Genomic DNA, 19,566 nt, shown 5'->3' with positions numbered 1-19,566 from the left:
AGGGTTCAGGGCGAGGTGACCGGCGTTGCCAGGCGTTGGCGGGTGGCGGCTTCCAGCGACTTCAGGCCAGCACGCTGGCCCAGCTGAAGGGCCTGTTCGGGGCTGGCATGTTCGTACCGTGCATTGACCAGGCCGAGCACGGCGCCGGCGCGGTTGCCGGACGCACAGTGCAGCAGCACCGGCCCCTGGCTCTGCTGCAGGGCCAGGTGCACGGCGCGCACGTTGGCCGTATCCAGGCCATCGGCGCCGGCCACCGGAATGCGCACGTAGCGCAGGCCCAATGATTCGGCGAGGCGGGTTTCATCGAAGCCCCGGTCCTCGCCGGGCTGGCGCAGGTCGATCACAGTGCGCACGCCCTGTGCAGCCAAGGCCTGCAGCTGTGCGGCGCTGGGCTGGCCGCCGGCATACAGGCCGGGGCGGACTTCGTTGAGGGGCGCGTCTTCGGCCAGGGCCGTCAGTGACAGGCAGAGCGACAACAACAGCAGGCAGGTCAGGCGCAGCAGCATGGTCTTCTCCGTGAAAACGTTCTGCCGCTACAGGCGCAGTCCGGCGCGCGCCTTCAGCAGCTCGCGCAGTTCGTACTTGTCAGTATCGTCCAGGCCCTGCTGGCGCTGCTTTGCCAACAACTCCTCCAGACGTTGCACCAGCAGCTGTTTCTCCAGCTGTGCCACTGCGTCGTGCAGTTCCTGGGTCCAGCTGGCCTCGGTGCCGGGCAGCGTCTGTGCGGCCAGGGTATGCAGCGAGGCCTGTTCCTCGCGCCCGTCGAAGTGTTCCAGCAGGGCGCCGGTACTGATGTCCGGGCGCTGTTCGACCAGCCCCAGCAGCTCCAGCAGCAGTTCCACGCCGGGCAGGCGCAGGCCCTGGAAGTGGTGCTTGCCGCCCAGCGTCAGCGCCAGCGACGGCTGCTGCAGCAGTACGGCGATCGCGCCGCGCACCAGGCTGCGCTTGGCCACGGGCTGGATCGTCCGCTGCGGCTGGCGTTGCGGCATCGGCGCGCGCGTGGCCTGGGCAGTACCGCCCAGGCCGGTCAGCTGCGCCAGCTGCTGCTTCATCAGGTCGCCAAAGGCGCCGTCGGGAATCTGCGCCAGCATCGGCTTGGCGCGTTCGGCCAGGCGTGCCTTGCCATCGAGCGTGCCCAGGTTGATCTCGCGGGTCAGTTCATCGAAGAAGAACTGCGACAGCGGCGTAGCCTGCTTCAGGCGCTCGTTGAACGCTTCGGCGCCTTCCTTGCGCACGATGGTGTCCGGGTCTTCGCCATCGGGCAGGAACAGGAAGAAGGCCTGGCGGCCATCCTTCATGCGCGGCAGCACCGACTCCAGCGCCTTCCAGCCGGCGCGGCGGCCGGCGGCGTCGCCGTCGAAGCAGAAGAACACGTCCGGTGCGTTGCGGAACAGCAGCTCGGCATGGTCCGGCGTGGTCGCGGTACCCAGCGTTGCCACCGCCTGGGTGACGCCGAACTGGAACAGCGAGACCACGTCCATGTAGCCCTCGACCACGATCAGCCGCTCGATCTTCTGGTTGGCCTGGCGCACCTGCCACAGGCCGTACAGTTCGCGGCCCTTGTGGAACAGCGCGGTCTCGGGCGAGTTGAGGTACTTGGGGCCGTCGTCCTTCTCGAACACGCGGCCGCCGAAGGCGATCACCCGGCCACGGCGGTCGAAGATCGGGAACATCACCCGGTCGCGGAACTTGTCGTAGACGTGGCCGCGGTCGTTCTTGGAGAACAGGCCGGCGCGGTCGAGCAGCTTCATGCGCCGCTCGTCCTTGCCCAGCGCGTCGCGCAGGCCGCTGTAACCATCCGGCGCGTAGCCGATCTGGAAGCGCGCGCGGTTCTCTTCGTCCACGCCACGGCCATCCAGGTAGCTGCGGGCCTTCTCGCTGCCCTCCAGGTTCTTCTGGAAGAACTTGGTCGCCGCGTCCAGCGCCGAGTACAGCTCGCGGCTGTCGTCCTGCTGCTGCGGGCTGCGCGGATTCTCGTTGCGCGGCACTTCCATGCCGGCGCGCTTGGCCAGTTCATCCACCGCGTCGAGGAACTCGAGGCGGTCGTAGTTCATCAGGAAGCTGATCGCGGTGCCGTGCGCGCCACAGCCGAAGCAGTGATAGAACTGCTTGGTGGGCGAGACCGTGAACGACGCCGAGCGCTCGTCATGGAACGGGCAGCGGGCGGCGTACTCCTTGCCCTGGCGCTTCAACGGCACGCGGCTGCCCACCACCTCGACGATGTCGGTGCGGGCGAGCAGGTCGTCGATGAAAGCGTCGGGGATACGGGCCATGGGCAACAGGGCAGGGCGCGGTGCAGGACCACGCGACGGAACCGGGGGCGGTCGGCCTAGTTTACCCCCTGTCGGGCACCTGGCTGGCGGTTGCCGGATCAATGCCGGCTGCGGCCAGGTGATGACGCGCGCGCAGGCGCTCATCGATCACCGCCGTCATCAGTGCGCCAACGAAGAACACGACGGTGGCGTAGTAGATCCAGACCAGCGAGATCACCAGCGCACCCATCGAGCCGTAGGCACTGCCGGGGGCCACGGTGGCGATGTAGACGCCGATGCCGTAGCGGCCCAGTGCGAACAGTGCCGAGGTGATGACGCCGCCGATGAAGGCCTGGCGCCAGGCCACGCGGCGGTCGGGCAGGTAGTGGTACATGAAGGCGAAGCCGACTGCGTAAAGCAGCAGGCTCGTGACATACCCCAGCGCGGGCAGGATCGAGGGCAGCTGGGCGAAGGCCACCTGCAGTACCGTGGTGGCCGTCATCGACAGGATCAGCAGGAAGCCCAGGGCCAGCACCACGCCGAACGAGAACACGCGCTTGCGCAGCCAGGCCTTGAGGCCTTCCAGGCGCTCGCCGCTGGTGCGGAAGATCAGGTTCAGTGCGTTCTGCAGCTGGGCGAACACGGCGGTGGCGCCGACGAACAGCAGCAGCGTGCTCCACACACCCGCCAGCGAGCCGACATCCGGCTGGTTGTCGGCGTTCTTCAGAACGGTTTCGGCCACGGTAGCCGCGCTGCTGCCGGCCACCGAGCTGATCTGGTCGATCAGCGCCTGCTGGGCCGGTGGGTACAGCGAGGCGGTCAGCCACAGCAGCAGCACCAGCAACGGTGCCATCGACAGCAGGGCGTAGAAGGAGACGGAAGCTGCCTGGGTCAGCACGTCGACGTCGATGAAGCGCTTGGCCACCGCCATCGGAAAGCTGTCCTGCAGGCGCTTGAGGTACTTGTGCAGGGACACGGGAACGTTGGGCTCGGGTTCAACCATGTGTGCGGTTGTAGCAGGCGACCGACGAAGGTGCGGTGAAGCGGGTGCATCAATGGGGTCAGAGCCCTTCCGCGCTGCGGAAGGGATCCGACCCCAGGTGCTGGATTACGCCAGCAGCTGCTTGACCAGCTTGGAGACCAGGCCCATGTCGGCCTGGCCGGCGAGCTTGGGCTTCAGCGCGCCCATCAGCTTGCCCATGTCGGCCGGGCCGGCGGCACCGGTCTCGGCGATGGCGGCCTGGATGGCGGCCACGATCTCGGCCTCGCCCATCTTGGCCGGCAGGTAGGCTTCGATGACCACGATCTCGGCGCGCTCGATCTCGGCCAGGTCTTCGCGGTTGGCGGCTTCGTACTGGCTGACCGAGTCCTTGCGCTGCTTGACCATCTTGTCGAGCACGGCGATCACGGCGGTGTCGTCCAGCTCGATGCGCTCGTCCACTTCGCGCTGCTTGATGGCAGCGTTGATCAGGCGGATCACGCCCAGCTTGTGCTTCTCGCCCGCCTTCATGGCGGCCTTCATGTCTTCGGTGAGCTGCTGCTTCATGCTCATGAGGAACCTCGTGGTGGTAGGTGGGGCGGGGCGGATGCCCGAACCCGGAAACGCAAAAAGCCGGCGACGCTCGCGCGTGCCGGCTTCGGCTCCATCGCGACAGGCAGGCCCGCCGCAATGAAGATGCGTCCGATCAGTACAGGCGCTGACGCTTGGTGACGTCGCGCGACGAGCGGCGCAGCTGACGCTTCACAGCAGCGGCGGCCTTGCGCTTGCGCTCCTGGGTCGGCTTTTCGTAGAACTCGCGCTTGCGGGTTTCGGCCAGCACACCGGCCTTTTCGCAAGTGCGCTTGAAGCGGCGAAGAGCAAACTCGAAGGGCTCGTTCTCGCGGACTTTGACGCTGGGCATGGAATCTCCGGGACACAGTAGAACCGGGTCACGCCCGGCGAGCCGCACATTATAGCGGCGAAACGACAAACTGCAAGCGGCCAACCCTGAATACGGGCCGGGGGTTCGAAAGCAGTGAGATCTGCACGTCCCCCGAGGGGGCGGCAGGGGCGTCATAATAGCAGGCATGCGAGTCCTTGGCATCGAATCTTCCTGTGATGAGACCGGCGTGGCGGTGTATGACACCGACTTGGCCGGCAGCGCGGCCCTGCGCGCCCATGCGGTCTACAGCCAGATCGCCCTGCACGCCGAATACGGTGGTGTGGTGCCCGAGCTGGCCAGCCGCGACCATGTCCGCAAGCTGCTGCCACTGGTACGCCAGACCCTGGCCGACGCCGGCCTGGGCGTGGGCGATATCGATGGCGTGGCCTACACCGCCGGTCCCGGCCTGGTCGGCGCGCTGCTGGTGGGCGCGGGCGTGGCGCGTTCGTTGGCCTGGGCGCTGGAGGTGCCGGCCGTGGGCGTACACCATATGGAAGGCCACCTGCTGGCCCCGCTGATGGAAGACGACCCGCCGGAAGCGCCGTTCGTGGCGCTGCTGGTGTCCGGTGGCCACACCCAGCTGGTGGCGGTGGATGCGATCGGCCAGTACCGCCTGCTGGGCGAGACCCTGGACGACGCGGCCGGCGAGGCCTTCGACAAGACCGCCAAGCTGATGGGCCTGCCGTACCCGGGCGGCCCGCAGCTGGCCAGGCTGGCCGAGCAGGGCACGCCGGGCGCGTACCGCTTCGCGCGGCCGATGACCGACCGCCCTGGGCTGGATTTCAGCTTCTCCGGCCTGAAGACCCAGGTCCTGATGGCCTGGCGCGACAGTGACCAGAGCGAGCAGACCCGCGCCGACATTGCCCGGGGCTTTGAGGACGCGGTGGTCGAGACCCTGTCGATCAAGTGCGAGCGCGCACTGGAAGCGGCCGGGACCAACGTGATCGTGGTGGCCGGCGGCGTCGGCGCCAACACGCGCCTGCGCGCCCGCCTGCAGCAGATGGCCGAGCGCCTCGGCGGCCGTGCCTGCTTCCCGCGGCCGGCACTGTGCACCGACAACGGGGCGATGATCGCCTTCGCCGGCGCGCTGCGCCTGCAGGCCGGCCAGCACAGCCCGCCGAAGGTGGATGTGACACCGCGCTGGGACATGGCGACCCTGCCGGCGGTCTGAGCCGGTGGCGCCGGGCCATGCCCGGCGGACGCATCACCGATGCACTGCCAACGGCGACGCCGCCAGCACGGTTGTCGCCCGCTCATGGCGCTGCAGCCAGCCCAGCGTATGTGGGCAGCGGGCATGGATCAGCCGCCCGATCGCGGCCAGGTCGGCGCCGAGGTCACGTTCCAGGACCGGCTCGTGGTGGGCGATGCGGTTGCGCAGGTGGCGGATGCGTCCGATATCCGCATGGATGGCTTTCCTGACGGCACTGGGATGAGCAGAGGGAGCATGCTGCAGAACCCTGCTGAGTGCGGGTATCCAAAGTGTGGAGTCGAAGCGACAGGTAAAGAGCTGCTGCCAGAACACCATCGGCAGGTTGGCGACGATCCCAGGTGTATCGGATACGCGGCTGGCAAGTTGTTCCAGTACCGTGCGCGGAGAAGTACTGGATGAGGTTGGCAGCCTCCGTCGGAAGGCATTATTCCAAGGCCAACGCGGGCCATGCTGCCTGGCGAGCACAGCTGCAGCGGCGTTGCGGGTGACCACTTCGCACAGATGGACCGGCATCATCAGTGCACTGCACATCCGCATGTTCCACAGGTACAGGGATTCGGCTGTGACGTCGGGGCTGCAGGTCGATGCGATTCTCTCGTAAGTAGACAGACGCTCCGCTGACAACGCGCGCCGCAGTACATCGTATGGAGCCATCGTCATGTGCGGTGGTGAAGGAGGAATCGATGTTCGCGAGAGTGGGCGGCGGCGACCATCAGGGAACGTCCTTGTCCGCGCGGCTGATTTTCTGCGTTTTGCCTCGGACGAATACCTGACCTGTCCTGTCGGATTTGGCCTTGACCGGCGATCTGGTCCTTGCCTAATCTGCGTGCCTGCGCCACCGGGACTCGCGGCTGGATTTCAGCTCCCCCCGGGGACAAACGGTAGTACCAAAGGGCCCCGCTAGCAGGGCCCTTTGTTTTTTCCGGGCCGCCCCACGCCGGTGGCCCACCGCCCGTTCCGGGCAGGCTCACCGCCGTGCCGTTACCATGGCCGCCTGTATTCGTGCCGGTAAGCGCAATGGACAAGGTTTTCATCGAGGGGCTGACGATCGACGCCCTGATCGGTATCTACGATTGGGAACGACGGATCCGCCAGGACCTGGTGTTCGACCTGGAAATGGGTTTCGACAACCGTCGCCCCGCTGCCACCGATGACATCGCCCACACCCTGAACTACAAGGCGGTGAGCAAGCGCCTGGAACAGTTCGTGCGCGAGTCGGAGTTCGGCCTGGTCGAGACCCTGGCCGAGCGCTGCGCGCAGATCGTGCTGGACGAATTCGACGTGAAGTGGCTGCGCCTGAAGCTGAGCAAGCCGGGCGCAGTGCGCGGCGCGCGCGCGGTGGGCGTGATCATCGAACGCACGCGGGACTGACCCGGTCGTGCCGGCCGCTGGCCGACAACCCCGGTAGTGCCGGCCGCTGGCTGGCAACCTTGGCAACAACGAAACAGACAGGAGACAACTGATGGTGGACGCGGTGGTGGCGGTACAGTTGCTGGAACGGCTGCAGAACACACTGGAACCCTATCCCGGCGCCTACCTGGCGTTGATGATCTCGGCGCTGCTGATCGCCGCTGGCCTGGCCAACTGGGTGACCAAGCGCATCCTGCTGCGCGGGCTGCGGCGGCTGCTGAGCCGCCTTCCGGGCGCTGACACTGGCCGCGGCAGCCACCTGATGCGGGTGATCTCGCGCCTGTCGAACGTGGTGCCCAGCCAGGTGATCGCCTCGGGCATCCGCATCGTGCCGGACCTGCCGCCGGGCCTGGTCAGCTTCATCATCGGCGCCTGCCAGGCGTGGGCGATCCTGACCGTGGTGCTGGCCATCTCGCATGCGCTGGATGCGGCCAACGATCTGTACGAGCGCCGCCCCGAGGCACGCAACAAGCCGATCAAGGGCTACCTGCAGGTCGCCAAGATCGTCCTCTTCGTGATCGCCGGCCTGTCGATCGTCGCTACCCTGGCGGGCGTCGACCTGCGCTATCTGGTCACCGGCCTGGGCGCGGCCACGGCGGTGCTGATGCTGATCTTCCAGGACACCATCCTGTCGCTGGTGGCCAGCGTGCAGATCAGTGGCGATGGCCGCGTGCGCATCGGCGACTGGATCGAGATGCCCAGCCAGAACGCCGACGGCGACGTCATCGACATCGCGCTGCACACCATCACCGTGCAGAACTTCGACAAGACCATCACCACCATCCCCACCAAGAAGCTGGTGACCGAGTCGTTCAAGAACTGGCGCGGCATGCAGGAGGCCGGCGGGCGCCGGATCAAGCGCGCGCTGTACCTGGACCAGCACAGCGTCGGCTTCCTGGACGAGGGTGACCTGGCCTTCCTCGGCGAGTTCGCGCTGCTGCGCGACTACCTGCGCGACAAGGAACAGGAACTGGGGCAGTGGAACGGGCGCCTGCGCGAGCAGGGCGTGGCCGAGGTCAACAGCCGCCGCGTGACCAACCTGGGTACGTTCCGGGCCTATGTGGAGCGCTACCTGCGCAGCCACCCGGGCATCCATACCGACATGACCCTGCTGGTACGGCAGCTGCAGCCGACCACCGAGGGCCTGCCGCTGGAGCTCTACTGCTTCACCCGCAGCACTGCCTGGGCCGAGTATGAGGCGGTGCAGTCGGACATCTTCGACCACCTGCTGGCGATCCTGCCGGCCTTCGGCCTGCGGGTATTCCAGGCCTCCAGTGACGCCATGTTGATGGCCGGGCAGCGCCAGTTGGCCGGCTCGGAGTAAGCTGCGGTGCCCCCGGCGGGGCCATACGGACCCCGCTGGTGGCTGAAACTGAATGAAGAAACCTCTCGCCAAACGGCTCGGGATCGCTAGAATGCCGGGCTTGTAAACGTTTTCATCAAGGACTGCCGGTGGCCTCCGATCGCATCGAATCCCTCATTGCCCAGATGACCGTCGAGGAAAAGGTCGGCCAGCTGGGTGTCTTCGCGGACATGGTCCGCCCGTTCGCCCCGGACGTGAACCCGGAAGCCAACGTGCGCAATGCCGACCAGGTGCTGCAGCAGGTGCGCGAGGGCAAGGTCGGCTCGCTGTTCAATGGTGTGGGCGCCGAACTGGGCCGCCGCATCCAGCAGGTCGCCACCGAGGAGAGCCGCCTGGGTATCCCGGTGATCCTGGCGGCCGACGTCATCCACGGCATGCGCACCGTGTTCCCGATTCCGCTGGGCGAGGCCGCCAGCTTCGAGCCGGACCTGGCCGAGCGCACCGCGCGCGCCACTGCGATCGAAGCCACCGCCGCGGGCCTGCACTGGACCTATGCGCCGGCCGTGGACATCGCCCGCGACCAGCGCTGGGGCCGTGGCGCCGAAGGTGCCGGCGAGGATGTGGTGCTGGGCTGTGCGTTCGCCGCCGCCCGCGTGCGTGGCTTCCAGGGCAGCGACCTGCGTGCGGCCGATTCGCTGCTGGCCACGCCCAAGCACTTCGCCGCCTACGGCGCGGTGATGGCCGGCATGGAATACAACATGGTGGACATCTCGCCGCAGACCCTGCGCGACGTGCACCTGCCGCCGTTCAAGGCCGCCTTCGAGGCCGGCGCGATCACCGTGATGTCCTCGTTCAATGACATCAATGGCGTGCCGGCCAGCGCCAATGCCGAACTGCTGACCGACATCCTGCGCGGCGAATGGAAGTTCCCGGGCGTGGTGATCTCCGACTATACCGCCGACATGGAACTGGTCGCGCACGGCTATGCCGCCGATGACCGCGATGCCACGGCCAAGGCGTTCACCGCCGGCTTGGACCTGAGCATGCAGAGCGGCTTCTATGCCGAACACCTGCCCGGCCTGGTCGAGAGCGGCGAGGTGCCGATGGCGGTGCTGGATGAGGGCGTGCGCCGCATCCTGTGGCTGAAGGAGACCATCGGCCTGTTCGACGACCCGTACCGTTCGCTGGACCCGGCGCGCGAAGCGGATACCTCGCACATTGCCGCGCATGACGAACTGTCGCGCGATGCCGCGCGGCGTTCGATCGTGCTGCTGAACAACCGTGACAACGTGCTGCCGCTGCAGAAGACCGGGCAGAAGATCGCGCTGATCGGCCCGTTCGTGCAGGACCGCGAGAACATCGAAGGCTGCTGGACGCTGTTCGGCGACAAGCAGCGTTACGTGGACCTGGAAACCGGCGTGCGTGCCGCCATCGGCGACGAAGCGCTGCTGGAAATCGTGCCGGGCTGCGAACTGGAAGCCGCGATTCCGGGCGGCACGGAAGCCGCTGTGGCTGCCGCACTGCGTGCCGACGTGGTGGTGCTGGCGCTGGGCGAACCGCAGCGCTACAGCGGCGAAGCACAGTCGCGCGTGGAGATCACCCTGCCGCCGGCACAGCAGGCGCTGGCCGAGGCCGTGGCGATGACCGGCAAGCCGCTGGTGGTGCTGCTGCGCAATGGCCGCGCGCTGGCATTGCAGGGCGCAGTGCGCAATGCGCAGGCCGTGGCGGTGACCTGGTACCTGGGCACGCAGACCGGCCATGCCGTGGCCGATGTACTGTTCGGCGACTACAGCCCGTCCGGCCGCCTGCCGGTCAGCTTCCCGCAGGTGTCCGGCCAGCAGCCGTACTTCTACAACCACCCGCGCACCGGCCGCCCGGAACTGCCGACCATGTCGGAGTTCAAGGCGCGCTGGCGCGAGATTCCCAATGAACCGCTGTACCCGTTCGGCCATGGCATCGGCTACACCACCTTCGCCTACGGCGTGCCGCAGCTGAGCACGGCACAGCTCGGCTGGGACGACACCCTGACCATCACCACCGTGCTGACCAACACCGGCCGCGTGGCGGGCGAGGAAGTGGTGCAGCTATACATCCACGATCGCGTGGCCAGCCGCGTGCGTCCGGTGCGTGAACTGAAGGACTTCCGCAAGGTGGTGCTGCAGCCGGGCGAGTCGACCGAAGTGGTGTTCACCTTGACCCGCGAGCAACTGGCCTTCACCGGCCGCGACGGCGTGCTGCGTGCCGAGCCGGGCCAGTTCGACCTGTGGGTCTGTGCCTCGTCGGCCGCCGGCGAAGCGGTGCAGTTCGAGCTGCTGAAGGCCTGATCGAAAAAAAGGGGACGGAGGGGATTAAGTCGTTTGTGCACAAACGACTTAATCCCCTCCGTCCCCTTTTTTGTGGTCCTCACTGTGGCGGCGCTACCATCGGGCCTCCTGTTCCAATGGAGTGCGCGCATGCGCCGGATGGTCTACCTGATTCCCGCCCTGCTGCTGGCGGCCTGTTCGCAGCCGGCGCCGCCGGCCGAGCCTGCAGCGGATGCGCCGCCGCCGATGGAGGTCAGTGCTGCTTCGACGCCTGCGGCTGAACCGGCGGCGCCGGCTGCCGAAGCCGCCGCTGCACCTGCCGCACCGGCAGCCGAGGCGGCCGCCGAGGATGCGCGTGCGCGCATCGAGTCGCTGCTCGGCGATGCCGCGCAGTTCGAAAAGGTCTTCAATGCGTTCAAGGCCGCCGTGGTCGGCGGTGATCGCGCTGCGGTGGTCGAGGAAGTGCGATTCCCCTTGAACATCAGCGGCGGAAAGAAGATCTCCGGCCCCGGAGAGTTCCAGCGCCACTACGAGAAGATCATCACGCCGGAGGTGGTCAAGGCGGTGTCCGCGCAGGACTTCGGCAAGGTGTTCGTCAACCAGCAGGGCGTGATGATCGGCAGCGGCCAGGTGTGGTTGAGCGGCCAGTGCCTGGACCAGGCCTGCACGAAGACCGAGGTGAAGGTCATCACCATCCAATGAATGCAGACGGCCCCGCGTGCGGGGCCGTTTGGCAAGGGTAGTGCCGGCCGCTGGCCGGCAACCGCAGGATGCCGGAAGGATCCAGGGTGCCGGCCAGCGGCCGGCACTACCTCAGGTCTTCGGCATGAGCTTCAGCAGGCGCGCCTTGCTGCCGTCTTCCAGCAGCCACAGCGCGCCGTCCGGGCCCTGTTCCACTTCGCGGATGCGCTCGCCCATGTTGAAGCGCTCGGCTTCGCGCGCGCTGTCGCCATCGAAGGCCACGCGCACCAGCGAGGTGGACGATAGGCCACCGATGAAGCCGCTGCCCTTCCACTGCGGGAACAGGGTGCCGCTGTAGATCACGAAGCCGGCCGGCGAGATCACCGGCGTCCAGGTCACCTTCGGCGCGGCGAATTCCGGGCGCGTGTCGTGGTCGGGAATCGGCCGGCCGTCGTAATGGTCACCGTTGGAAACGATCGGGTAGCCGTAGTTGGCGCCACGCACGATCAGGTTCAGTTCGTCGCCGCCGGCCGGGCCCATCTCGTGCGCCCACAGCTTGCCGTTGGCATCGAAGGCCATGCCGAGGATGTTGCGGTGGCCCAGCGACCACACCTGTGCGGCCACCCCGCCCTGCGACGCGAACGGATTGTCGGCGGGCAGGCTGCCATCGTCGTTGAGGCGGATGATCTTGCCGAGGTTGCTGCCCATGTCCTGGGCCGGATCGAACTTCTGGCGCTCGCTGGAGCTGATCCACAGCTTGCCGTCCGGGCCGAAGGCGAGGCGATGCCCGTAGTGACCCTCACCGCTGACCTTGGGGCTCTGCCGCCAGATCACCTTCAGGTCCTTCAGTTGGCCACCGCCGTTGGCATCCAGTGCCAGCGTGGCCCGGGCCACCGCGGCACCGCGGGTATCCAGCGTGCCTTCCTCGGCATAGCTGACGTAAACGACATGATTCCGGGCGAAATCCGGGTGCAGGATGATGTCGCCGAAACCACCCTGGCCACCATAGGCGACCTTCGGAACGCCGGTGATCTCGTGCTTCTGGCCGCTGGCCGGGTCCAGGTGCTGGAGCTTGCCGCGCTTTTCGGTGACCAGCAGGCTGCCGTCGGGCAGGAAGGTCATCGCCCAAGGCTGGTCGAAGCGGCTGACTTCGGTGGCGTTGAACGGGCGCTGGTCGGTGGCGGCAGAGGCCGCCGTGGCGTTCTGCGCACTGTTGGCGGCCGGATCGGCAGCATTGCAGGCGGAGGTGGCAAGGATCGGCACAAGGCCGAGGGCGAGCAGCAGGGGCGTGCGGGTCATGGGTATCTCCAGTGCGGGGATGCGGATGGCCGGGCTGTCCCTTGTATACCACCGGCACCGTGAGCGTCGTGGCCCGAAGGTCCTGCGCCCCCTGTGCGAGCGCGGCGGGATCGTCTAGGGTGGGCACGCCCGGGCAAAGCGTGCCCGCCCGCCTGCCAAGGACCTGCAATGAACACTGCCATGCCCCACAAGCCGTCCACCGCCTTCATCGTCGCCTCCTGGGTGGCCCTGCTACTGGGGGCGGCGGCGTACCTGATCGGCCTGTTCAACGCCACGATGGCGCTCAACGAGAAGGGCTACTACCTGACCCTGCTGCTGTTCGGCCTGTTCGCGGCGGTGTCGCTGCAGAAGAGCGTGCGCGACCGCGTCGAAGGCATTCCGGTGAGTGGCCTGTACTACGCGCTGTGCTGGTTCGCGCTGCTGTCGGCGCTGATGCTGCTGCTGGTCGGCCTGTGGAATGCCACGCTGGCGCCGAGTGAGAAGGGCTTCTATGGCATGGCGTATGCGCTGTCGCTGTTCGGCGCGGTGGCGGTGCAGAAGAACACCCGCGACCTGATCGCCGCCGGTGGGGGCGAGAGCAAGCGCAGCGCGATCGTGCCGCCGCTGCCGGAACAGGAGTGATCGATCCGGTGTAGAGCCGGGCCATGCTCGGCTCAGTCGAGCGTGGCTCGACGTTACAGACGAGGTGCGAGAGCCGAGCGTAGGCTCGGCTCTACAGAAGTCTGGCGCTATCGTGCCAGCCGCGGATCCGCCAGCTGTGCCTCCTCCCAGCCACGACGCACCGCATTGCGTGCCTGCGCCCAGTCCAGGCGGCTGCGGCCGCGTTCGTTGGCCCAGCGTGATTCGAGCTCGGCCTCGACCTGTTCATAGGCGCGGATCATGTCCTGTGCACGCGCGCCGTGGCCGATGCGGTAGGCCGGCTCGTAGTCCTCGAAGAACAGCTGGTCGTCGTAGTACGGCTCGGCCGTGTAGCGCTCGCGCCAGTAGTTGCTGACCGCGTCGCGCGGCGTGCTGTCGTCCGGTACGCGGCCGGGGATCTGGTACTCGGTCATGGAAGGCTCCGTTGTGGACGAAGCCCGATCGTGCCTGTGTGGCGGTTAACGGCCCGGTCCGGCAGCGTGATCACCAGATCAATCCGCCGGGCATGGCCCGGCGCTATCGGTCATCCGGCATCGGTATCTTTTCGCGGCAGCGTGTAGATCACCGCGCCGATGGCGAACGCCACCAGCGCAGCAGCGATGTTCTGCCAGCTGGCACTGGCGAACAGCGCCAGGCACAGCAGCAGCGCCAGCACCGGAATCAACGGCCCGCCGGGCAGCTTCAACGCGCCCGGGCGGTCGGCGTAGCGCTTGGCCAGTACCAGGACTGCTGCGGCAGTGCCGATGTAGGCGAACAGGCGCGTCGTCATCGACAGCAGGGCCAGCTGCACGAACGAACCGGACAGGGCCAGGCCGAGCGCGATCAGGCCCTGGCAGAGGATCGACGCGGCCGGGGTGTGGAAGCGTGGATGCACCTGCGCCAAGATCTTCGGGCCGTAGCCATCGCGGGCCAGTGCGAACAGGAAGCGTGGGCCCATCATCATCGTGTTGCTGTTGGTGCCGAGGATGGAGATGGTGGCACCGACGGTCAGGATCAGCGCCAGTGCTTCGCCACCGAAACCGGCGGCGGCATCGGCCAGCGGGGTGGCCGAACTGGACAGGCCGGCCAGCGTTCCCTGCGCCACCACCTGCACCGCGCCGTAGATGACGGTGACGGTGATGATCATGGTGATCAGGGCGAACGGAATATCGCGGCGCGGATTGCGGTACTCGCCGGCGGCGGCGGGGATGTTCTCGAAGCCCGCGTAGGCGTAAAGCAGCAGCAAGGCGGCTTCGCCCATGCGCTGCAGGTCATGCGGGTCCGGGCGTTGGCCGGAGAAGGCCAGCTGTGGGTCGATGTGGAACGCACCGATGGCCACGAACAGCAGCAGCGGCAGCATCTTGCCGATCACCAGCACCACGCCGGTACGCGCGGCCGAGCGCACGCCGATGATGTTGATGCCGGTGAGGAAGCCCAGCGATACCACGATCACCGCGATGCGGCCCAGGCCGGCATCGGCCCACGGCCAGAAACGCGCAACCGCGTCGGCCAGCGCGTTGCTGAGCGCAGCGGCCGAGCTGATGCGGGTCAGCCAGATCATCCAGCCGATCTCGAAACCGGCGAAGCGCCCGAACGCCTCGCGTGCATACAGGTAGCTGCCGCCGGGTTCATCGAAGTAGCTGGCGGCCTGCGCATAGCACAGCACCAGCAAGGCCACGACGATGCCGGCGGCGACCACGCCCCACAGGCTGAAGGGGCCGAGCAGGGCGACGGTGGCGGCCGGCAGCAGGTAGATGCCGCTGCCGATCACATCGTTGATCGATAGGCCGACGATCTGCCAGCGGCTGACCGCGCGTTGCAGCTGCGGTTCGTCCTGCGTGCTCAACGGACGTCTCCGGCCAGCGCGGGCAGTTGCCACTGCGCCTGCAGGCGCTTGTACTCCGCGCGCGGCAGCAGGACGAAACGCGGCGCGTCCTGCGGCCGCAGCCAGTCCAGCAGTGCCTGCATGCGTTCCTGCGGCATGGCCGTGCAGCCGGCGGTGGCCTCGCCGGGCTGGCGCCACAGATGGGCGAAGATGCAGCTGCCCTTGCCGGGCCGGTTGTCCGGGTTGTGGGCGATGACGAAGCCTTCCCGGTAGCGCACGTCGCCCTTGTTGTGCAGGTCCAGCCGCATCGGCTCGGTGGAGCCCTTGACCGCTGCATTGCCGACCTTCTTTTCATCAACGATGCGGTTGTAGAACGGCGAACCAGGCACGTCCATGCAGTAGCTGCTGTCCAGCATCGGCTGGTAGGGCATGGCGGTGCCGCGGCGGGTGACGGCATAGCCGAACGCACTGCCGAGGGCGAATATGCCGGCCGGGCTGCGGCCATCGCCTTCCTGCTTCTGCGGGCCATCGGCCTGCGCCGGATGCAGGCCCAGGCCCCAGGCGCTGCCGGTGCGGCCAAGCGCCACCGGGAACGCCTGGCCATGCGGGTGCCAGCCCTGGCCGTCGCGCACATAGGCCTGCAGTTGCCCCTGGGTGCTGTCCCAGCCATCGCTGGTGACCACGATCAGCTGGCGCGCGCCATCCAGCGGCGCCGCGTGAACGGACACCGCCGCGGCGAGCAGCAGTGCAGTGGTGGCAAGGCGGACCAGCGATCTCATCAACATGCGCTCCGGTCAGGAATCCAGCAGGTGGTCGATCCGCTCCAGGTTCACCGCAAGCTGCTGCTGGCGATCCGGATTGGTGTGGCAGAGCAGCACGAACAGGAAATCGAGCAGGGCGTGCATGGCGCTACGGTACAGCAGCTGCGCGACCTGTGGCGTGCGGTCGTGCGCGCAGACCGCCAGTGCCGCATCCGCATGCGCGCGCAGCGGGTTGGCGGTGTGGCGGGTGATGGAAATCACCTTGCCACCCATGTCCTGGAACTGCCGCGACAACTGTGAAAGCTGGGGCAGGTTGCCGAACTCGGAGAACATCAGCAGCGCATCGCCGGGGCGTGCGGCCGAGAGGTTGGCCAGCATCAGGATCGGATCGGTATGCGGCACCACCAGCAGTCCGAGCAGCGACAGCCGCATGGCGAACTCGCGGGCGAACAGGCCGTCGTCACCCAGGCCGTAGACGAACAGTTTGGGCGCACCGTCGAGCAGCTGCACGATGCGCTCGATCTCCCCGCGTGGATTGGCCTGGCGTGTTTCCTCCTCGGCCTGCGCCTTGCTGCGGCGCAGGGCCTCGCCCAGGCGCAGGTAGTCATCGCCGCTGTCGGGTTCGTCGGGCGCCTGCTGCGGATCGGCACCTGCGCGGGCCACGTCCTGGCCGATGGAGTACTTCAGATCCGGGTAGCCCTTGAAGCCAAGCTTCTGGCTGAACTTCACCACGCTGGACTGGCTGATGCCGAGCGCGCTGGCCAGCTGCTGGGAGGAGTAGTCGCGCAGCAGGTGGGCGTTGTCGAGGATGAAGTCGGCGATGCGGCGCTCGATGGCCGACATCTGCCCACGCTCGGTGCGGATCTTCAGCAGGGGCGGCATGCGGGGTGTCCGGGGGTCTGCAAAGGCGTTGCGGTTGGCCGCATAAAGCGAATTATGGGGTGGGTCGGGCGGGTGGGGATTGCGGGGGACGCCGCAAGTACGTCCGTGTAGGCTTGGCCGCCGCATCCATGCGGCGGACACCCCCGCAAGCCCCACCCGCCCGACCCTGGACACATCGCGCGCGTGCCAGCCGCGAAGGGATTACGGGGTAGGGCAAAAACAAGCGCTTCCACGCGTGGCGTGGATCTACTGGGTGCAGCTGTTGCATTGGACGTTGAGTCCGCCTTGTAGCGAGCCGAGCACCGCAGGTCCGGCGAGGGCGAAGAGGCGCGGGTGTCTGAGCGCAGCGAGTTCCCGCGCCGTCCCTCGACGGGCCGAGGAGCGCAGGGAACCGGTGCGTAGCACCGGCTCGCGGCCGGCGGAGCGTGTCTTTTGGTTACTTTTCTCTTCGCGAAAAGAAAAGTAACGCGCGACCCAACGTCAGTGGCAGGCAACGTCAGCCGCAAGGCAGAAATCAACCCAGCATCTCCAGCCCGCGCACTTCGGTGATGCCCAGCCCCGGCACGTCGCTGATGCTGATCTCCGATTCGTTGAAATGCACGCCGCCGCTGACCGGATCGAACTGGCCCAGCGAGGGGCCGTCCAGATCGACCTTGGTGATCACATCGCTCTTGGCCACGGCCAGGTGCACGGCGGCGGCCACGCTGATGCTCGATTCGATCATGCAGCCGATCATGCACGGCACGCCGTAGATGCCGGCAATGTCGGCGATGCGGATCGCGTTGGACAGGCCGCCGGTCTTCATCAGCTTGATGTTGATGATGTCGGCCGCACGCTGCTGGATCAGGTCCATCACCTGGCTCGGGCTGAACACGCTTTCGTCGGCCATCACCGGCGTGTTGACGCGGTCGGTGACGTACTTCAGGCCGCTGATGTCGGCCGCCTTCACCGGCTGCTCCAGCAGTTCAAGCACCACGCCGGCGTCTTCCAGGGTACGCATCGCATGCACCGCCTGCTTGGCGGTCCAGCCCTGGTTGGCGTCCAGGCGCAGCAGGGCGCGGCCTTCCACGGCGGCATGGATCGCCTTGACCCGTTCGATGTCCAGGCCGATGTCCTTGCCGACCTTGATCTTCAACGACTCGAAGCCGCGTTCGATCGCCGACAGCGAGTCGGCCACCATCTTGTCGATGTAGTCCACGCTGATGGTGATGTCGGTGGTGATCACCGGGTCGCCACCACCGAGCATCTGGTACAGCGGGGCGCCGTGCAGCTGCGCCCACAGGTCGTACAGCGCGATCTCCACCGCCGCCTTGGCGCTGGTGTTGCGCTCCATCGCGGTCTGCACCAGCGTGCACAGGTGGTTGAGGTTGACCACGTCCTGGCCGATCAGGCGCGGGGCAATGAAGTGGCGGATCGCTTCGATGATCGAGCCGTGCGTATCGCCGGTGATCACGGCGGTGGCTGGGGCTTCACCATAGCCGGTGTTGCCGGTGTCGGTGCGGATCAGCACCACCACGTCTTCCACGGTTTCCACCGTGCGCAGGGCGGTCTTGAACGGTGTCTTCAACGGCACGCGCAGCATGCCCAGTTCGATGGCGGTGATCTTCATTCAGGAGTCTTGGCCCGCAGGCGCTGGATGTTGGTGATGCGGTCGATGTAGCGGACGGTATCGCTGGCCATCATCGGCTCCAGCGGCGTGACCGAAACACCATTGAGATGGGCCTGCACGCGCGTGCCGTCGGCACCGAACCAGCTGCCGCCCGCCGTATCGTGGATCACCCACGTACGACCGTCGACGTGGCCGATGGCCATCATCACGTGGCCGGGGATGTAGACCAGATCGCCGACCTTCAGGTCGGTGACGGCACGGTCGCGCAGTGCCTTGCCGTCCTTGCCGGTGAACGGCAGGCGATCCAGCGCCGGGCTGACCGCCTGTGCACTGGTATTGCGTGGCAGCAGCACGCCGAAGCTGCGGTAGATCTCGGAGACGAAACCGCTGCAGTCGCGGGTGTCGTAGTCGTGGCCCCAACCGTAGCGCTCGCCGAGGAACTTGAAGGCCTGCTGCAGCAACAGGCGCGGGGTCAGGGCCAGGTAGTCGGCGGCGGTGTCCTGCGAGCGCGGCAGCAGGGCCGGTACCAGTTTCAGGCGACCATCTGCCTCGCGTACCGGCAGCTGCACCACCCACGATGCGTGCGCCTGCTGGCCGTTCACCGGTTCTGACGCGGGCCAGTCGGCCAGCACCGGCAGGCGCACGCCCATGTCCAGCTGCAGGCGCGAGACACGCGGTTCTTCCGGGGTGTAGGCGGTCTGCGCGGTGGCACCGGTGATGATCCGGTAGGGTCCCTTCGCGCCGTAGCCGAGCACCGTGGCCTTGTCGCCGCTGGCGATGGCGTCGGCTTCGATCCACGCGCTGTAGCGCTCGCTGTGCACGAACAGCCAACGGCCGTCGGCACTGCGGTGGACCACGGCGACCTTGTCGCCGGGGAACAGTGCCGATTCCTGGAAGCGGTCGATGTCGGTGTCACCGACGGTGCTGAAGACGCGCTCGCGGGTGGGGAAGGTGCGCAGTGCGGCACGCTTCACCACCAGCGCGTAGGCCGGTGCCACCTGGGCGGGAATCGCATCAAGGCCGAGGTTGGCTTCGATCGCGCTGCGCAGGGCCGGCGCGATGGGCGTGCCCTTGTCGCTGTAGAGGGTGCGCGTGGGCCAGCTCGACAGCGCGGTGATGCTGGCACGCACCGTCGCCGCATCAAGCTGGGCTGGCAACGCCGCGATGTCCTGGATGTGGCTGTCCTGCGCCCGCATCCGTGCGTTCTGTGCCTCGATCTGCGCGCGATCCAGGATCGGCGCATCGGCGTTGTCCAGACGCGCCGCCCAGTACTGCGGCGTCAGGTAGGCCTCGTGCAGGCCGATCACATAGGGCAGCGGTGCGCCGGGATCGGGCGCCGGGGCGGCCTGTGCAAAGGCCGGTGCGGCCAGCAGGCACAGGGCCAAGGTCAAGCGGCGCGGCCAATGCCGGTGCCGTTCGCGGGAAGCCAGGCTCATGCGGTGCACACCCTCCTCGAATGCCTTGTGGAATATTTATTCCTTTCGGCATCGA

The 19,566-nt window shown here is 67.4% G+C and carries 19 protein-coding genes; 6 read left to right on the top strand and 13 right to left on the bottom strand.

Annotated features, from left to right (window positions below; translation table 11 throughout):
• Window positions 1-5: 5 nt before the first annotated feature.
• The 5 genes from J3A72_RS22810 to rpsU all read right to left on the bottom strand — a co-directional run bounded on the left by J3A72_RS22810 (window position 6) and on the right by rpsU (window position 4,153).
• Entirely contained in the window at window positions 6-506 is a 501-nt protein-coding gene (locus J3A72_RS22810; protein ID WP_069118091.1) for a sulfur transferase domain-containing protein, read from the bottom strand.
• A gap of 27 nt (window positions 507-533) precedes the next feature.
• Window positions 534-2,273 (bottom strand): DNA primase, encoded by a 1,740-nt coding sequence (gene dnaG, locus J3A72_RS22805; protein ID WP_032957772.1) that lies wholly within the window; start codon window positions 2,271-2,273, stop codon window positions 534-536.
• 61 nt (window positions 2,274-2,334) lie between these two features.
• Entirely contained in the window at window positions 2,335-3,255 is a 921-nt protein-coding gene (locus J3A72_RS22800) for a YihY/virulence factor BrkB family protein (protein WP_032957774.1), read from the bottom strand.
• Window positions 3,256-3,360: 105 nt separating this feature from the next.
• A complete protein-coding gene (locus tag J3A72_RS22795; protein ID WP_014645703.1) occupies window positions 3,361-3,804 on the bottom strand; it encodes a GatB/YqeY domain-containing protein in 444 nt (147 codons plus the stop codon).
• A 133-nt stretch (window positions 3,805-3,937) separates the two neighbouring features.
• Window positions 3,938-4,153: a 30S ribosomal protein S21 gene (gene rpsU / locus J3A72_RS22790; protein WP_002808376.1), complete on the bottom strand. Its 216-nt coding sequence runs from the start codon at window positions 4,151-4,153 to the stop codon at window positions 3,938-3,940.
• Window positions 4,154-4,319: 166 nt separating this feature from the next.
• Between rpsU and tsaD the strand changes: the two genes are divergently transcribed.
• The gene (gene tsaD / locus J3A72_RS22785) at window positions 4,320-5,345 is read left to right on the top strand and encodes a tRNA (adenosine(37)-N6)-threonylcarbamoyltransferase complex transferase subunit TsaD (RefSeq protein WP_032957776.1); all 1,026 of its coding nucleotides are present in this window, start codon (window positions 4,320-4,322) and stop codon (window positions 5,343-5,345) included.
• 33 nt (window positions 5,346-5,378) lie between these two features.
• Here tsaD and J3A72_RS22780 read toward each other — a convergent pair whose 3' ends face one another.
• On the bottom strand, window positions 5,379-6,044 hold the full coding sequence (locus J3A72_RS22780; protein ID WP_075076872.1) for a hypothetical protein: 666 nt from the start codon (window positions 6,042-6,044) through the stop codon (window positions 5,379-5,381).
• A gap of 357 nt (window positions 6,045-6,401) precedes the next feature.
• On the opposite strand from J3A72_RS22780, the gene folB reads away from it, so the two are divergent.
• From folB to J3A72_RS22760, 4 genes are all read left to right on the top strand, one after another.
• Window positions 6,402-6,755 (top strand): dihydroneopterin aldolase, encoded by a 354-nt coding sequence (gene folB, locus J3A72_RS22775; protein WP_005407807.1) that lies wholly within the window; start codon window positions 6,402-6,404, stop codon window positions 6,753-6,755.
• A 91-nt stretch (window positions 6,756-6,846) separates the two neighbouring features.
• Entirely contained in the window at window positions 6,847-8,118 is a 1,272-nt protein-coding gene (locus J3A72_RS22770; protein ID WP_075076871.1) for a mechanosensitive ion channel domain-containing protein, read from the top strand.
• A 128-nt stretch (window positions 8,119-8,246) separates the two neighbouring features.
• A complete protein-coding gene (locus tag J3A72_RS22765) occupies window positions 8,247-10,421 on the top strand; it encodes a glycoside hydrolase family 3 N-terminal domain-containing protein (protein ID WP_075076870.1) in 2,175 nt (724 codons plus the stop codon).
• 129 nt (window positions 10,422-10,550) lie between these two features.
• Complete coding sequence (locus J3A72_RS22760) at window positions 10,551-11,102, top strand: hypothetical protein (RefSeq protein ID WP_075076869.1); 552 nt, start codon at window positions 10,551-10,553, stop codon at window positions 11,100-11,102.
• Between the two features lie 111 nt (window positions 11,103-11,213).
• Here J3A72_RS22760 and J3A72_RS22755 read toward each other — a convergent pair whose 3' ends face one another.
• Window positions 11,214-12,380 carry a PQQ-dependent sugar dehydrogenase gene (locus tag J3A72_RS22755; protein ID WP_075076868.1) on the bottom strand — a complete coding sequence of 389 codons (1,167 nt, stop codon included), beginning with the start codon at window positions 12,378-12,380 and terminating at the stop codon, window positions 11,214-11,216.
• A 168-nt stretch (window positions 12,381-12,548) separates the two neighbouring features.
• On the opposite strand from J3A72_RS22755, the gene yiaA reads away from it, so the two are divergent.
• On the top strand, window positions 12,549-13,001 hold the full coding sequence (yiaA, locus tag J3A72_RS22750) for an inner membrane protein YiaA (protein WP_075076867.1): 453 nt from the start codon (window positions 12,549-12,551) through the stop codon (window positions 12,999-13,001).
• A 107-nt stretch (window positions 13,002-13,108) separates the two neighbouring features.
• On the opposite strand, the gene J3A72_RS22745 is transcribed toward yiaA, so the two are convergent.
• The 6 genes from J3A72_RS22745 to J3A72_RS22720 form a co-directional block, all read right to left on the bottom strand.
• Window positions 13,109-13,432: a hypothetical protein gene (locus J3A72_RS22745; RefSeq protein ID WP_053495439.1), complete on the bottom strand. Its 324-nt coding sequence runs from the start codon at window positions 13,430-13,432 to the stop codon at window positions 13,109-13,111.
• 110 nt (window positions 13,433-13,542) lie between these two features.
• Window positions 13,543-14,844, bottom strand: coding sequence for an amino acid permease (locus J3A72_RS22740; RefSeq protein WP_014645712.1), 1,302 nt, complete (start codon window positions 14,842-14,844; stop codon window positions 13,543-13,545).
• Window positions 14,841-15,602 carry a L,D-transpeptidase family protein gene (locus J3A72_RS22735; RefSeq protein ID WP_075076866.1) on the bottom strand — a complete coding sequence of 254 codons (762 nt, stop codon included), beginning with the start codon at window positions 15,600-15,602 and terminating at the stop codon, window positions 14,841-14,843. The genes J3A72_RS22740 and J3A72_RS22735 overlap by 4 nt, the downstream gene beginning before the upstream one ends.
• Window positions 15,603-15,617: 15 nt before the next feature.
• Window positions 15,618-16,466 carry a MurR/RpiR family transcriptional regulator gene (locus tag J3A72_RS22730; protein WP_032957791.1) on the bottom strand — a complete coding sequence of 283 codons (849 nt, stop codon included), beginning with the start codon at window positions 16,464-16,466 and terminating at the stop codon, window positions 15,618-15,620.
• Between the two features lie 514 nt (window positions 16,467-16,980).
• Window positions 16,981-18,075, bottom strand: a complete 1,095-nt coding sequence (locus tag J3A72_RS22725; protein WP_014645715.1) for a dipeptide epimerase — start codon at window positions 18,073-18,075, stop codon at window positions 16,981-16,983.
• Entirely contained in the window at window positions 18,072-19,511 is a 1,440-nt protein-coding gene (locus J3A72_RS22720) for an SH3 domain-containing protein (RefSeq protein ID WP_075076881.1), read from the bottom strand. Before J3A72_RS22720 ends, J3A72_RS22725 begins: the two co-directional genes overlap by 4 nt.
• Between the last annotated feature and the right edge of the window lie 55 nt (window positions 19,512-19,566).

The organism is Stenotrophomonas sp. PvP093, from assembly GCF_017876915.1.
GTDB classification, from domain to species: domain Bacteria; phylum Pseudomonadota; class Gammaproteobacteria; order Xanthomonadales; family Xanthomonadaceae; genus Stenotrophomonas; species Stenotrophomonas muris.
This window is presented reverse-complemented; position numbering and strand designations above follow the sequence as displayed.